We start from the raw sequence: 13,985 nt of genomic DNA, 5'->3' as shown, positions 1-13,985 counted from the left end.
AGCAGGAACACAAGCCCTTACTCAACGCCCCTTGTGCTTCATCATGCGGTCCTTTTCGCGCTGCCAGTCCCGTTCTTTCATGTCCTGCCGCTTGTCGTGGGCCTTCTTGCCTTTTACCAGGCCGATTTCTGCCTTGACCCAGGATTTGGACCAGTACAATGAGAGAGGCACCAGGGTGTAGCCTTCCCGTTCAATCAGGCCGGTGAGCCGGTCCAGCTGGCGCTTGTGCAGCAGCAGTTTGCGGGTTCGCAACGGATCACAGACCACATGGGTGGAAGCCATGTTAAGTGGAGTGATGGTGGCGGCAAACAAAAACGCCTCACCGTTTCGCATGAACACGTAAGCCTCGCCAATGTTGGCTTTGCCGGCCCGCAGCGCTTTGACTTCCCATCCTTGCAACTCGACACCGGCTTCGAATTTTTCCTCAATGGAATATTCGTGCCGTGCCTTGCGGTTAACGGCGATGGTGTTGGAGCTGGATTTCTTTTTGGTGTTGTTTTTTGCCATAGTGCGCGCAGTATACGGCGTCCTTGGGGACTTGGGAATTGGTGAACAGACAACCGGCGGCTTTTTGAGCAACTGCGAAGGGTGAGCCTGGGTCCCATAAGTGTTAAAATCGGCCGGTCAGAATGCCAGGAGAGGTTATGCCGAGTATTACCCGAAGCGCGCTGGTGATGTTCAGTGCCAAGCAGATGTACGAGTTGGTAAACGACGTGGATGCGTACCCTCGGTTTTTACCGGGTTGCGTGGCCAGTAGGATAGTGTCGGAGTCGGAAAATACCATAACGGCGGCGCTGGACGTGGCCAAGGCGGGGATTCGCAAGACCTTTACTACCCGTAACCGGCTGGAGCAGGATCATAAGATACATATGGAGCTGGTAGATGGCCCCTTCAAGTCTCTGAATGGCGGCTGGACCTTTACGCCGCTGGATGAAGACGCCTGCAAGGTGGAGCTGAAACTGCATTTCGAGTTTACTTCCCGCCTGGTAGAAATCGCCTTTGGTGGTGTGTTCAAAGAGTTGACCAATGCCATGGTGCACGCCTTCAGCGAACGGGCGAGGGAGGTTTACGGCAGTGAATCTTATTCGGGTTGAAGTCGTTTATGCCCTGCCACAGCAGCAAACCGTGCTGTCATTGCGAGTCACGCCGGAGCAGACGGTCCGGCAAATCATCGAGCAGTCGGGCGTGTTGCAGCAATATCCGGAGATCGATCTCGACAGCAATATGGTGGGGGTGTTCGGCCGTCAGGTGAAGTTGGAGCAGTCCGTGCATGACGGCGACCGTATCGAGATTTACCGGCCCTTGCTGGCTGACCCCAAGGAGATCCGCCGGCGACGGGCAGAGCAGGCCAAGGAAGAAGGCCGGGCCGACAAGGTGACCGGAGGGCGGCCGGATCCCAAGAGAACCAGGAAATAGCTTACCGGCCAAGGCACCCGGGGGGATTTCATTCCCGCCGCAGGGCGGCCCTCCGGTCAGAGCCCCTGGTGGAACGCCTCGGGCACCGGGAAATCACCGCTGAGTGCGGCCAGGGCATCGTTGCTGAAATCCAGGGTCAGCTGCTTCTGCTCCACGTCGCCGCGACCGGGTTTGAAGTAATAGAGGTATACCCATTTATCATCGTTAAATCCATCCAGGCTCATGGGGTTGCCCAGCAGGAAGCGAACCTGATCCTTGGTCATGCCCTGGCGCAGCTGTGCGACCTGTTTCTCTTCTATATAGTTGCCCTGGGGAATGTCCACCTTGTAAACCAGGCCGCAGCCGGTCAGGGGAAGGGCTAAAAATAAAGGTAAAATCAACGTTTTGAGTTGCATAGGTGCGTAATATCCTGTGTGACTTGGGGGCATCATAGCCGCTGGCTATTCAGTTGTAAAAGCTAGACCCACAAACAACAGTTTGGTTCAGTGAGCTGGGTCATGGTCATTTTGTCCCGGCTGGCTTAATATCTTCATGTCTAATAATATCTTTAGGGAGCAGCGTCGATGACAAAACATGTATTCCATTTGGGTATTACGGATGAGGATCTGCGCGGGGCCCGGCTGGCCATCATTCCGGGGGATCCCGAGCGGGTCAAACGCATTGCCAGCCAACTGAGCAACCCGCATCATCTGGCCAGCAAACGGGAATTCACCTCCTGGCTGGGCGAGCTGGATGGCAAGCCGGTGGTAGTATGCTCCACCGGCATCGGCGGCCCTTCCACCTCCATTGCAGTGGAGGAACTGGCACAGCTGGGGGTCGGTACCTTCTTGCGTATCGGTACCACCGGCGCCATTCAGCCGAACATCCGGGTCGGCGACATGATAGTGACCATGGGCTCGGTGAGGCTGGACGGGGCCAGCAGTCACTTTGCCCCCATGGAGTTCCCGGCGGTCGCCGACTTTGACTGCACCTGCGCCCTGGTGGATGCGGCCAGGGACATGGGCATCAGCCCGTATGTAGGTGTGACGGCGTCTTCCGATACCTTCTATCCCGGTCAGGAGCGCTACGACACCCACTCCGCCCGGGTACTGCGCAAGTTTCAGGGCAGCATGAAGGAGTGGCAGGCGATGGGCGTGCTGAATTACGAAATGGAGTCCGCTACCCTGTTTACCATGTGTGCCAGCCAGGGGCTGAAGGCCGGCTGTGTGGCGGGGGTGATCGTCAACCGCACCCAGCAGGAAATTCCTGACGAAACCACCATGCAAAAGGCCGAGCAGCAGGCCATCGACATTGTCATCGGTGCGGCCCGCCGTCTGGTTTAGAACAAGCTGTTGCCCGGTGAAAGCCGGGCTTATCCTTGATACGCCTCACGCCTCACGCCTCACGCCTCACGCCTCACCGCAGACCAGCAATTCCCTGGCGTTGGCGAGGGTATTGGCGGTGATCTTGTTGCCGCCCAGCAGCCGGGCCAGCTCCTGTAGCCGGCTGTGTTCATCCAGCTCCTGCATCCGGGTCTGGGTCTCGTTGCTGCCACTGCTCTTGCTGACGAAAAAGTGCTGGTGGCCGTTTCCGGCTACCTGGGGCAGGTGTGTGATGACCAGCACCTGGGTGGAATCGCCCAACTGGCGCAACAGCTTGCCGACCACCGCCGCGGTAGGACCGCTGACCCCCACATCGACCTCGTCGAAAATCAGGGTCGGCGTTTCCACTTTCTGTGCGGTAATCACCTGGATGGCGAGGCTGATGCGAGACAGCTCGCCACCGGATGCCACCCGGGCCAGCGGGCTCATCGGCTGGCCTGGGTTGGTGCTGACCAGAAATTCGACCTTGTCGATGCCGAGTGGTGAAAAACCGGCGTCTTTACCTCCGGTGACCCGGATCTCGAAGCGGCCGTGCTTCATACTGAGCTGATGCAGGCTGTGGGTGATCTGCTTGTTGAGCGACTCGGCGTGGCGCTGGCGGCTCTGGCTCAGGCGTTCGGCCGCCTGCAAAAAATGCCGGCCGGCCTGCTCCACTTCGTCATCCAGCGACTCCAGACGGGTGTCATTTTGGGCCATCTCCGCGAGTTGGGTTTTGATCTGCCGATGATAGTCGGTCAGCTCGGCGGGTGGGACATGATGCTTGCGGGCCAACTCCATCACCTTGCTCAGGCGGGCTTCCACCTCGTACAGTCGCTCGGGATCAAGCTCCAGCCGATCCAGGTAGCGGCTCAGCTCGCTATGACCCTCCTCCAGCTGGATCAGGCTGCTTTCTATCATTTCCTGCACCGGTACCAGCCGTTCGTCCATCCGGGTGAGTTCGGCCAGGGTCTTCAGTCCCTGGCGCAACAGCTGAAGGGCATTGTTCTCTTCGCCCTCAGCCAGCACGTTGAGGGTGAACTGGCAGTCGTTGAGCAGCTCGGCGCCGTTGGCCAGGCGCTTGTGCTCGGCTTCGAGACCGGGAAATTCGTCCGTGGCCAGGGCCAGTTCATCCAGCTCGGCGACCTGGTATTCCAGCAACTGGCGTTGGGCCTGCCACTGGGCCTGCTCGCTCTGCAGCCGCTTGCGCTCGTTGCTGAGCTGGCGCCATTGCTGGTAGCTGTGGCTGACCTGCTGCAGCAACTGGTGATGTCCCGCGTAAGCATCGAGCAGGTTGCGCTGATAATCGGGTTTCTGCAGTTCCTGATGGGCGTGCTGGCCGTGAATGTTGATCAGCAGGGCGCCCAGCGCCTTGAGCTGGGACAGCGGGACCGGGGTGCCGTTGATGTAGCCGCGGGAGCGGCCTTCCCTGCTCAGGGTTCGGCGCAGTATGCATTCGTCCTGCTCATCCAGCTCCTGCTCGCACAGCCAGGCCTTGACCCGGGGCAGCTTGTCGATACGGAAGCGGGCACTGATATCGGCCTTGTCCGCACCGGGGCGGACCGAATCGGCCTCGGCCCGTTCCCCCAGGGCCAGGGCCAGGGCATCGATGGCGATGGACTTGCCGGCCCCGGTCTCGCCGGTGATGCTGGTCATGCCCGGGCGCAGGTCAAGCTCCAGGAAAGAGACGATGGCAAAATTGCTGATGGTGAGCTGAAGCAACATGATGACCCCCTGCACAAAACGATGCTGTATTTAGATACAGTATACTGGTGTTTTGTACAGTATCAAGTGGGTTCAAGCCGACTCGCCATATCAAAACAGTCTGCTGCCCCAGCCGAGCTTGCTGCGCAGTACCTCGAAGTAGTTGTGGCCGCGGGGATGCAGCAGTTTCAGCCGGTAGGGGCTCTTGTTGATATGGATCTCGTCGCCGGGCTGGACCGCCAGCGACACATGGCCGTCGCAGCTGATCAGCATCTGCTCGGTCTTGTTGGTGGGGGCGACCACCAGTTTTACTTGGGCATCGGCGTCGATCACGATGGGACGACAGCTCAGGGTATGGGGAAACATGGGCACCAGGGTGATGGCATTGAGGTTGGGAGTAAGGATGGGGCCGCCGGCAGACAGCGAATAGGCGGTGGAGCCGGTGGGCGTGGCGACAATCATGCCATCGGCGCGCTGGCTGTACATGAAGTGGCCGTTGATATAGACCTCGAATTCGATCATGTGCGCTATCTTGCCGGGATGCAGCACCGCTTCGTTCATGGCGGTGTTGCTGGCCTTGAGCTGGCCGTGGCGGTGCACCTGGGCTTCCAGCAGGAAGCGGTGTTCGGTCTGGTAATCCCCGGCCAGCAGGCGCTCGAGCGGCTGTTCGAAGCTGTCCGGCGACAGATCGGTGAGGAAGCCGAGGTTGCCCCGGTTGACCCCGACCACGGCCACGTCAAAGCGGGCCAGGACCCGGGCTGCCCCCAGCATGTTGCCGTCGCCGCCCACTACGATGGCCAGATCGGCCCGTTCGCCCAGTTCGACCATCTCCAGCAACTCGGCCTGCTCCAGCCCCAACTGCTCGCCGACGCGGCGCTCAATCACAATATTCAGCCCGAGCTGTTGCAGGTAGTGATACAGCGCCACCAGTGTCTGGTTGGCGCCCTTGTGATCCGGTTTGCCGATCAAGGCAATGGTATTGAAGTCGGTTTCCATCGATGTTGCTGCCCGGCTGAGGAGTAATGCGGCTGCGCATTCCCTGGCGTAAGTGAATAGGGTCATTCTAAATAACGCATCGTTATAGCGCCATAAGGGGGAGTGGCGGATAACGAAGAATCTGCCCTTGAAATGGCGGACAGCGTCCCCATATAGGCTCAAGTTGGTTAACACAGACGGGAGACGACATGAGCAGCAAACAACACCAGGTTGAGACCGAGCAGGCCGCCGAGCAGGAGCCGCTGACCGTAGAGACCGACACTGCGGCGGCGGACGAGGGCGTTGCACAACCGGATGCGGCTTATGTAGCCGAGCTGGAACAAAAGCTGGCAGACGCCGAAGCCACTGTCCAGACCGAAAAAGAAAATGCCCTGCGCGCCTTGGCCGAGATGGAGAATATCCGGCGCCGGGCCGCGCAGGATGTGGAAAAGGCGCAGAAGTTCGCATTGGAAAAATTTGCCAGCGAGCTGCTGCCGGTGATCGACAGCCTGGAACGGGCGCTGGAGCATACCGACAAGGAGCAGGAAGCCTTCAAGGCGGTGTGCGAAGGGGTCGAGCTGACCCTGAAATCCCTGCTCGGCACGGTGGAGAAGTTCGGCGTGGTGGCCATCGATCCAAAAGGCCAGCCGTTCGACCCCAACAAGCACCAGGCCATGAGCATGGTCGAAAGCACCGAGGTCGCGCCGAATTCGGTGCTGGCCGTGATGATGAAAGGCTATGAGCTGAACGGACGGGTGCTGCGCCCGGCCATGGTGATGGTGGCCAAGGGGCCGGCCATCGACACTCAGGCCTGAACATATTCCGCTTTGCCTAAAAAAATGTGACCGTCGTCTTGAAAGTATCGGGCGCTAACCACATATAGGCACTAAAGCAAAACTGTAACCGCTTATTACCGAATTCAGAAATTCAGAGAGGATTTTATGGGTAGAATCATCGGCATCGATCTGGGTACCACCAATTCTTGCGTTGCCATCCTGGACGGGGATACCCCGCGGGTCATTGAAAACGCCGAGGGTGCTCGTACTACTCCTTCCATCATCGCCTACACCGACGACGGCGAGACCCTGGTCGGTCAGCCGGCCAAGCGCCAGGCGGTGACCAATCCGAGAAACACCCTGTTCGCCATCAAGCGCCTGATCGGTCGCCGCTTCGAGGACGAAGAAGTCCAGCGCGACATCAAGATCATGCCGTTTGGCATCATCAAGGCCGACAACGGTGACGCCTGGGTGGAAGTCAAAGACAAGAAGATGGCACCGCCGCAGATCTCCGCCGAAGTGCTGAAAAAGATGAAGAAAACCGCCGAGGACTACCTCGGCGAGCCGGTGACCGAAGCGGTTATCACCGTACCGGCCTACTTCAACGATGCCCAGCGTCAGGCCACCAAGGACGCCGGCCGCATCGCCGGCCTGGACGTCAAGCGGATCATCAACGAACCGACCGCAGCGGCCTTCGCCTACGGCGTCAACAAGTCCAAGGGCGATCGCAAGGTGGCGGTATACGATCTGGGCGGCGGTACCTTCGATATCTCCATCATCGAGATCGACGACATGGATGGTGAGAAGACCTTCGAAGTGCTGGCGACCAACGGTGACACCCACCTAGGGGGGGAAGACTTCGACAACCGCCTGATCACCTATCTGGTGGAAGAGTTCAAGCGCGAGCAGGGCTTCGATCTGCGCAACGACATGCTGGCACTGCAGCGGCTGAAAGAAGCGGCGGAAAAGGCCAAGTGTGAGCTGTCTTCCGCCCAGCAGACTGAAGTGAATCTGCCCTACATCACCGCCGACGCCAGCGGGCCCAAGCACCTGAACATCAAGGTGACCCGGGCCAAGCTGGAGTCGCTGGTGGAAGACATGGTCAAGAAGTCCCTGGATCCGGTGCGTATCGCGCTCAAGGACGCCGGCCTGTCGGTATCCGACATCGACGACGTCATCCTGGTCGGTGGCCAGACCCGCATGCCGCTGGTGCAGAAAGCGGTGAGCGACTTCTTCGGCAAGGAGCCACGCAAGGACGTGAACCCGGATGAAGCCGTGGCCGTGGGTGCCGCCATCCAGGGCGCCGTGCTGTCCGGCGACAAGAAAGACGTGCTGCTGCTCGACGTGACCCCGCTGTCTCTGGGTATCGAAACCATGGGCGGTGTGATGACCGCGCTTATCGAGAAGAACACCACCATCCCGACCAAGAAGTCCCAGGTGTTCTCCACCGCCGACGACAATCAGTCCGCGGTCACCATCCATGTGCTGCAGGGTGAGCGCAAGCGTTCCGGCGACAACAAGTCGTTGGGTCAGTTCAATCTGGAAGGTATCCGCCCGGCACCGCGCGGCCTGCCGCAGATCGAAGTGACCTTCGATATCGACGCCGACGGCATTCTGCACGTGTCTGCCAAGGACAAGGATACCGGCAAAGAGCAGAAGATCACCATCCAGGCCTCTTCCGGCCTGAGCGAGGAAGAGATCGAAGCCATGGTGCGGGCGGCCGAGGCCAATGCGGCCGAAGACAAGAAGTTCGAAGAGCTGGTGCAGACCCGTAACCAGGCCGATGGTCTGGTGCATGCGACCCGCAAACAGCTGGAAGAAGCCGGTGATGCCCTGACCGCCGATGACAAGAGCGCCATCGAGTCCGCCCTGAGCGCGCTGGAGACGGCGGTGCGCGGCGAGGACAAGGCCGAGATCGAAGCCAAGCAGCAGGCGCTGCTGGAAGCGTCCCAGAAACTGATGGAAGCGGCCCAGGCCAAAGCCCAGGCTCAGGCGCACGATGCGGGTGCGGCCCCGGATGGTGCCGGCAAGGCCGACGACGATGTGGTCGACGCCGAGTTCGAAGAAGTGAAAGACGACAAGAAGTAATCGTCGACCCGGCGCAAACGCCGACAGTGCGGGCGTTGGGCTTCCAACGCCCGCCTTTGTGTAATTAAGACTCAGGTAAGCAAATAGCCTTATGTCAAAGCGAGATTATTATGAAGTGCTCGGGGTTGCCAAGGGCGCCGACGAGCGCGAAATAAAGAAAGCCTATAAACGGCTGGCGATGAAATACCATCCGGATCGCAATAAAGTCGATGCCGATGCGGGAGACAAGTTCAAGGAAGCAACCGAAGCCTACGAAGTCCTGACCGACGCCCAGAAGCGGGCAGCCTACGATCAGTTCGGCCACGCCGGTGTCGACGGCCAGCAGGGCGGCCACGGCTTTGGCGGCGGCGGCGGTGCCGACTTCAGTGATATTTTCGGTGATGTGTTCGGTGATATCTTCGGTGGCGGTCAGCGCCGTCAGCAGCGGGCGGCCCGTGGGGCGGATCTGCGCTACAACATGGAGCTGACGCTGGAAGAAGCGGTGCGGGGCGTCACCAAAGAGATCAAGGTACCGACCCTGGTCGGTTGCGAGGTCTGTGACGGCAGCGGCGCCAAGCCCGGCACCCAGGCCAAAACCTGCCCGACCTGCCACGGTCACGGCCAGGTGCAGATGCGTCAGGGCTTCTTTACCGTCCAGCAGGCCTGCCCCCACTGTCGCGGCAAGGGCAGGATCATCTCCGATCCTTGCCACCAGTGCCATGGCGAAGGCCGTTACCAGAAGACCAAGACCCTGTCGGTCAAGATCCCGGCGGGGGTGGATACCGGGGATCGCATTCGCCTGGCCGGTGAAGGTGAGGCGGGCGAGGCCGGCGCTCCGGCGGGGGATCTCTACGTACAGATGCATGTGCGCGAGCATGAGATCTTCGTGCGCGATGGCAACAACCTGTACTGCGAGGTGCCGATCAGCTTTACCTCCGCCGCCCTGGGGGGCGAGGTGGAAGTGCCTACCCTTGATGGCCGGGTCAAGCTGAAGATACCCGCCGAAACCCAGACCGGTCGCATGTTCCGGCTCAAGGGCAAGGGGGTGCGTTCGGCCCGTAACGGGGTCATGGGGGATCTGGTGTGCAAGGTGTACGTGGAGACGCCGGTCAGCCTGACCGAAGAGCAGAAAGAGCTGCTGCGCCAGCTGGAAGACTCCTGCGGCGGTCTGGCGGCCAAGAAGCACAGGCCCAAGTCGGAAGGTTTTTTCGAAGGGGTGAAACGCTTCTTCGACGATTTGACCCGCTAAGCCGGCTGTATTAGTCTGGGCCGTTCGCATAAAAGGCCTCAGGCCAGAGCCGGAATTTCATGATACGAGCCCTATGCCGGTATCCGGTAGGGCTCTTGTTGTTTTATTGTTTGATAAAGGAACCAGGTTTCCACTATGAAGCAAACACCGATGACCATCCGCGGTGCGCAGAGACTGCGTGAAGAACTGGACCACCTGAAGTCCGTGCGTCGCCCCCAAATAATCGAAGCCATTGCCGATGCCCGCGAGCACGGTGATCTGAAAGAAAATGCCGAGTACCATGCCGCGCGTGAACAGCAAGGCTTCTGCGAAGGACGTATCCAGGAGATTGAAGCCAAGCTGTCGAATGCCCAGATCATCGATATCACCAAGCTGCCCAATAACGGCAAGGTGATCTTCGGGGCCACTGTCACCCTGTTCAAGGTGGATGACGAGAAGGAAATTACCTATCGCATCGTCGGCGACGACGAGTCCGATATCAAGTCCAATCTGATTTCGGTGAACTCGCCCATCGCCCGCGCGCTCATCGGCAAGGAAGAAGACGACGTCGCCATCGTCAAAACCCCGGGCGGCGATGTGGAATACGAGATCATCAAGGTCGAGTACCTGTAATCGGGCACTCGTTCGGGCCCACCCTCCACTCCTGCCGGGCAGGCGGCATTACTCCGCCTGCTCCCTGTATATCGCCTCCAGAAATCCCCTGAACACATAATCCGACAGGGTCATCCGATCAGCGACGGGCAGTTCAAACTGCACCGCCGCCAGCCAGAAATGCCGGGCCCTGTGCTGGCGCACCAGTTTCAGTTTGAGCAGTATGTTGTGTTCCTGCCCCAGTTCGAGCCGGACCAGCTTGCTCTTGTGACGCCGGAACAGGCAGCGCCGGGAGAGCAGTCGCATGCCGTTGATCGACAGATCGCGGATTTCGGCGGCCAGGGGCTTGCCGTTGGGCTGGCTGAGCTGCAGCCCCTGCGGGCTGGGCAGACGCCAGGCCCGGGGATGGGCGCTGTTGGACAGGATTTCGGGGACGCTCAGCTCGGCCTGTTCCTGGGCCTCGGAAAGCGAGGTGAGGGCGACCGGGAAACTCAGGCGGATATCGCCCAGCTCGAGCTTGAGTTCAAGGTGTGAGGCCTGATCCAGCAGCGGCCTGATGTTGGCGTCCATCAGCATGGTCAGCGTGATGGTGGGCGGAGAGGCGTCGTGCCGGCAGAGTTCGTTCAGCATCTGCAACTCTTCGTCCGTTAAGTACCTGTTGGAGGCCATGGCGTCTCACACCTGTAGAGGTAGCTTTAATAGTAGTGTGATTCAGTGTGCCGATAAGGGGACGGGCTGACAATAAGGGGATGGTGGAGAAGGGAAGCGTCGGGGCCGGGCAGACCGGCCCCAAATGATCAGGCCTTGGGCAGGATGATCTTTTTCTGCTCGCTGGCGCGATACAGCGTCAGGATATGGCCTATGGTCTGTACCTTGACCGCGCCGGTTTCGCGGACGATGGCGTCCATGATCAGCGTTTTGACTTCCCTGTCTTCGGCGGCAACCTTGACCTTGATCAGTTCATGGAAATTCAGGGCCAGGTCGATCTCGGCCAGCACGCCTTCGGTCAGGCCATGCTGGCCAAGCAATACCACCGGCTTCAGGCTGTGGGCCAGTCCCTTGAGGTATTGTCTTTGCTTATTATTCAGGGTCATTGCAAAATGCTTCAGTTAAATAGGTTGAAAGGGGGCTATTGTACCCCCATCTAGGCTTCAATGGTAATAGCAGAGCGATAATTTAATGGGTAAGAAAAAACGCTCGGCCAGCTCAACGCGCTGGCTTAAAGAGCATTTTGACGATAAATATGTTCAACAGGCGCAAAAAAAAGGCCTGCGCTCGCGTGCCGTGTTTAAAATTGAGGAATTACAGGGTCGTGATCGCCTGCTGAAGCAGGGGATGACGGTCGTCGATTTGGGTGCCGCGCCCGGCGGCTGGAGCCAGTTTGCGGTCGAGCAGGTGGGGGCCGGGGGCAGGGTTATCGCCTGCGACATACTGCCGATGGATCCTATCGCCGGTGTGGACTTCCTGCAGGGCGATTTCCGTGAGGAAGCGGTGCTCGGCGCCCTGCTGAACCGGGTCGGCGAAGAAAAGGTGGATGTGCTGCTGTCGGACATGGCGCCGAACATGAGCGGTACGCCCGAGGTGGACCAACCCAGGGCCATGTACCTGGTGGAGCTGGCGCTGGACATGTGCAGGCAGGTATTGGCGCCACAGGGAAGTTTTGTCGTAAAAGTGTTTCAGGGGACCGGCTTTGATGAATTCCTCCTGGAGGTTCGCCGGTCTTTCAGTGTGGTCAAGGTCAGAAAGCCCGACTCGTCGCGGCCCCGCTCGCGGGAAGTCTACATTGTGGCTACAGGTTTTAAACTGTAGTACCCTGTTCAAGTCATAAACTGTCAGCCGGTGAGGTTAGTAATTTGAGTGACATGGCGAAAAATTTGATCCTGTGGTTGGTCATAGCCGTGGTGTTGATGTCGGTTTTCCAGAGCTTTAGCCCCAGCGAGCCGGCCGGACGCCAGACGGACTATTCCACCTTTGTACAGGAAGTTGCCCAAGGGCAGATCCGTGAAGTTCGCATGGATGGCCAGACCATCAACGGCGTCAAGCGCAGCGGTGACCGTTTTACCACCGTGATGCCTTCGGAGGATCCTCAACTGCTGAACGACCTGCTGAACAACAACGTGCGGGTGGTAGGTGAGAAACCGGAAGAGCCCAGCCTGCTGACTTCTATCTTTATCTCCTGGTTCCCCATGCTGCTGCTGATCGGCGTGTGGATCTTCTTTATGCGCCAGATGCAGGGTGGCGGCGGCAAGGGTGCCATGACCTTCGGCAAGAGCCGGGCCCGGCTGATGAGCGAAGATCAGGTGAAGACTACCTTCGCTGACGTGGCCGGTTGCGACGAAGCCAAGGAAGACGTAAAAGAACTGGTGGATTACCTGCGTGATCCCAGCCGTTTCCAGAAACTGGGTGGCCGCATTCCTACCGGGATCCTGCTGGTGGGCCCGCCCGGTACCGGCAAGACCCTGCTCGCCAAGGCCATCGCCGGCGAGGCCAAGGTGCCCTTCTTTACCATCTCTGGCTCCGACTTCGTGGAAATGTTCGTGGGTGTGGGTGCCTCACGGGTACGCGATATGTTCGAACAGGCCAAAAAATCGGCCCCCTGTATCGTCTTTATCGACGAAATCGACGCGGTTGGTCGCCAGCGTGGCGCCGGCTTGGGTGGCGGTCATGACGAGCGCGAGCAGACCCTGAACCAGATGCTGGTGGAAATGGACGGTTTCGAAGGCAACGAAGGCGTTATCGTGATCGCCGCCACTAACCGGCCCGACGTGCTGGATCCCGCCTTGCTGCGTCCCGGCCGTTTCGACCGCCAGGTGGTGGTGGGACTGCCGGACGTACGTGGTCGTGAGCAGATCCTCAAGGTGCATATGCGTCGGGTACCGCTTGCCGACGACGTCAACGCCAGCGTGATTGCTCGCGGGACGCCGGGATTCAGTGGTGCCGACCTGGCCAACCTGGTCAACGAGGCGGCGCTGTTTGCCGCTCGTTCCGCCCGTCGCCTGGTATCGATGGAAGAGTTCGAGAAGGCCAAGGACAAGATCATGATGGGCGCCGAGCGCCGCTCCATGGTGATGTCAGAGTCCGAGAAGGAGATGACCGCCTATCACGAAGCCGGTCATGCCATCGTCGGCCGCATGGTGCCCGAACACGATCCCGTGTACAAGGTCTCCATCATTCCCCGCGGCCGTGCCTTGGGGGTGACCATGTACCTGCCTGAGCAGGATCGCTTCAGCTACAGCAAGCAGCACCTGGAGTCGATGATTTCCAGCCTCTACGGCGGTCGTCTGGCGGAAGAAATCATCTACGGTTTCGACAAGGTGACCACGGGCGCGTCCAACGACATCGAGCGGGCCACCGAAATCGCCCACAAAATGGTGACCCAGTGGGGCCTGTCCGAGAAGCTGGGGCCCTTGCTGTACGCGGATGAAGAAGGTGAAGTCTTCCTCGGCCGTACCGCCGCCAAGGTCAAGCACATGTCCGACGAAACTGCCAAGGCCATCGATGCGGAAGTCAAACAGGTAATAGAGAGCAACTTCAATCGTGCCAAGCAGATCCTGATGGACAACGTAGATATCCTGCACAGCATGAAAGACGCGCTGATGAAGTACGAAACCATCGACGCCAAACAGATCGACGATCTGATGGCCCGTCGTGATGTCCGTCCGCCCGCAGACTGGAAAGACGAGACCGGCGACAAGCCCCAGGGGCCGACCGCCAGCTCGGACGACAAGAAAGAAGAGCGTGCCGACGACGGCAAGGCCGCTTCGCCGGACCTCAACAAGCCCGGTGATGCCACCAGCAATTAACTTTTTATGATAGATTAAGCCCCGGACCTTATGAGTCCGGGGCTTTTTATTTTTGGAAACAACCTGT

At 59.4% G+C, this 13,985-nt stretch carries 15 protein-coding genes; 9 read left to right on the top strand and 6 right to left on the bottom strand.

Features of this window, described 5'->3' with window-relative positions:
• Nucleotides 1-21: 21 nt before the first annotated feature.
• The gene (gene smpB / locus C7H85_RS05760; RefSeq protein ID WP_106728770.1) at nt 22-507 is read right to left on the bottom strand and encodes an SsrA-binding protein SmpB; all 486 of its coding nucleotides are present in this window, start codon (nt 505-507) and stop codon (nt 22-24) included.
• A gap of 137 nt (nt 508-644) precedes the next feature.
• Here smpB and C7H85_RS05755 point away from each other — a divergent pair, with 137 nt between their 5' ends.
• Both C7H85_RS05755 and C7H85_RS05750 read left to right on the top strand, forming a co-directional pair.
• Nucleotides 645-1,094, top strand: coding sequence for an SRPBCC family protein (locus C7H85_RS05755; protein WP_106728769.1), 450 nt, complete (start codon nt 645-647; stop codon nt 1,092-1,094).
• Nucleotides 1,075-1,416 (top strand): RnfH family protein, encoded by a 342-nt coding sequence (locus tag C7H85_RS05750; protein ID WP_245879585.1) that lies wholly within the window; start codon nt 1,075-1,077, stop codon nt 1,414-1,416. Before C7H85_RS05755 ends, C7H85_RS05750 begins: the two co-directional genes overlap by 20 nt.
• 56 nt (nt 1,417-1,472) lie before the next feature.
• Here the strand turns inward: C7H85_RS05750 and C7H85_RS05745 are convergent, their stop codons facing one another.
• Nucleotides 1,473-1,811, bottom strand: a complete 339-nt coding sequence (locus tag C7H85_RS05745) for an outer membrane protein assembly factor BamE (protein WP_106728767.1) — start codon at nt 1,809-1,811, stop codon at nt 1,473-1,475.
• A 168-nt stretch (nt 1,812-1,979) separates the two neighbouring features.
• On the opposite strand from C7H85_RS05745, the gene udp reads away from it, so the two are divergent.
• A complete protein-coding gene (udp, locus tag C7H85_RS05740) occupies nt 1,980-2,738 on the top strand; it encodes a uridine phosphorylase (RefSeq protein ID WP_106728766.1) in 759 nt (252 codons plus the stop codon).
• Nucleotides 2,739-2,804: 66 nt separating this feature from the next.
• Here the strand turns inward: udp and recN are convergent, their stop codons facing one another.
• Complete coding sequence (gene recN, locus C7H85_RS05735) at nt 2,805-4,478, bottom strand: DNA repair protein RecN (protein ID WP_106728765.1); 1,674 nt, start codon at nt 4,476-4,478, stop codon at nt 2,805-2,807.
• A gap of 90 nt (nt 4,479-4,568) precedes the next feature.
• A complete protein-coding gene (gene nadK, locus C7H85_RS05730; RefSeq protein ID WP_106728764.1) occupies nt 4,569-5,453 on the bottom strand; it encodes an NAD(+) kinase in 885 nt (294 codons plus the stop codon).
• 188 nt (nt 5,454-5,641) lie between these two features.
• Here nadK and grpE point away from each other — a divergent pair, with 188 nt between their 5' ends.
• From grpE to greA, 4 genes are all read left to right on the top strand, one after another.
• Nucleotides 5,642-6,247, top strand: a complete 606-nt coding sequence (gene grpE, locus C7H85_RS05725) for a nucleotide exchange factor GrpE (protein ID WP_106728763.1) — start codon at nt 5,642-5,644, stop codon at nt 6,245-6,247.
• A 126-nt stretch (nt 6,248-6,373) separates the two neighbouring features.
• Nucleotides 6,374-8,296, top strand: coding sequence for a molecular chaperone DnaK (gene dnaK / locus C7H85_RS05720; RefSeq protein ID WP_106728762.1), 1,923 nt, complete (start codon nt 6,374-6,376; stop codon nt 8,294-8,296).
• 91 nt (nt 8,297-8,387) lie between these two features.
• A complete protein-coding gene (gene dnaJ, locus C7H85_RS05715) occupies nt 8,388-9,524 on the top strand; it encodes a molecular chaperone DnaJ (RefSeq protein ID WP_106728761.1) in 1,137 nt (378 codons plus the stop codon).
• Nucleotides 9,525-9,659: 135 nt separating this feature from the next.
• Entirely contained in the window at nt 9,660-10,136 is a 477-nt protein-coding gene (greA, locus tag C7H85_RS05710) for a transcription elongation factor GreA (RefSeq protein WP_106728760.1), read from the top strand.
• 48 nt (nt 10,137-10,184) lie between these two features.
• Here the strand turns inward: greA and C7H85_RS05705 are convergent, their stop codons facing one another.
• Nucleotides 10,185-10,745, bottom strand: coding sequence for a PilZ domain-containing protein (locus C7H85_RS05705; RefSeq protein ID WP_158260066.1), 561 nt, complete (start codon nt 10,743-10,745; stop codon nt 10,185-10,187).
• 167 nt (nt 10,746-10,912) lie between these two features.
• Entirely contained in the window at nt 10,913-11,209 is a 297-nt protein-coding gene (yhbY, locus tag C7H85_RS05700; RefSeq protein WP_106728758.1) for a ribosome assembly RNA-binding protein YhbY, read from the bottom strand.
• An 85-nt stretch (nt 11,210-11,294) separates the two neighbouring features.
• Between yhbY and rlmE the strand changes: the two genes are divergently transcribed.
• Both rlmE and ftsH read left to right on the top strand, forming a co-directional pair.
• Complete coding sequence (gene rlmE / locus C7H85_RS05695) at nt 11,295-11,924, top strand: 23S rRNA (uridine(2552)-2'-O)-methyltransferase RlmE (RefSeq protein WP_106728757.1); 630 nt, start codon at nt 11,295-11,297, stop codon at nt 11,922-11,924.
• A gap of 44 nt (nt 11,925-11,968) precedes the next feature.
• Nucleotides 11,969-13,918, top strand: coding sequence for an ATP-dependent zinc metalloprotease FtsH (gene ftsH / locus C7H85_RS05690; RefSeq protein ID WP_106728756.1), 1,950 nt, complete (start codon nt 11,969-11,971; stop codon nt 13,916-13,918).
• Nucleotides 13,919-13,985 lie beyond the last annotated feature (67 nt).

The organism is Zobellella endophytica (assembly GCF_003012775.1).
GTDB classification, from domain to species: Bacteria; Pseudomonadota; Gammaproteobacteria; order Enterobacterales; family Aeromonadaceae; genus Oceanimonas; species Oceanimonas endophytica.
The sequence above is the reverse complement of the archived record's forward strand: the minus strand, read 5'-3'. Positions and strand labels throughout refer to the sequence as shown.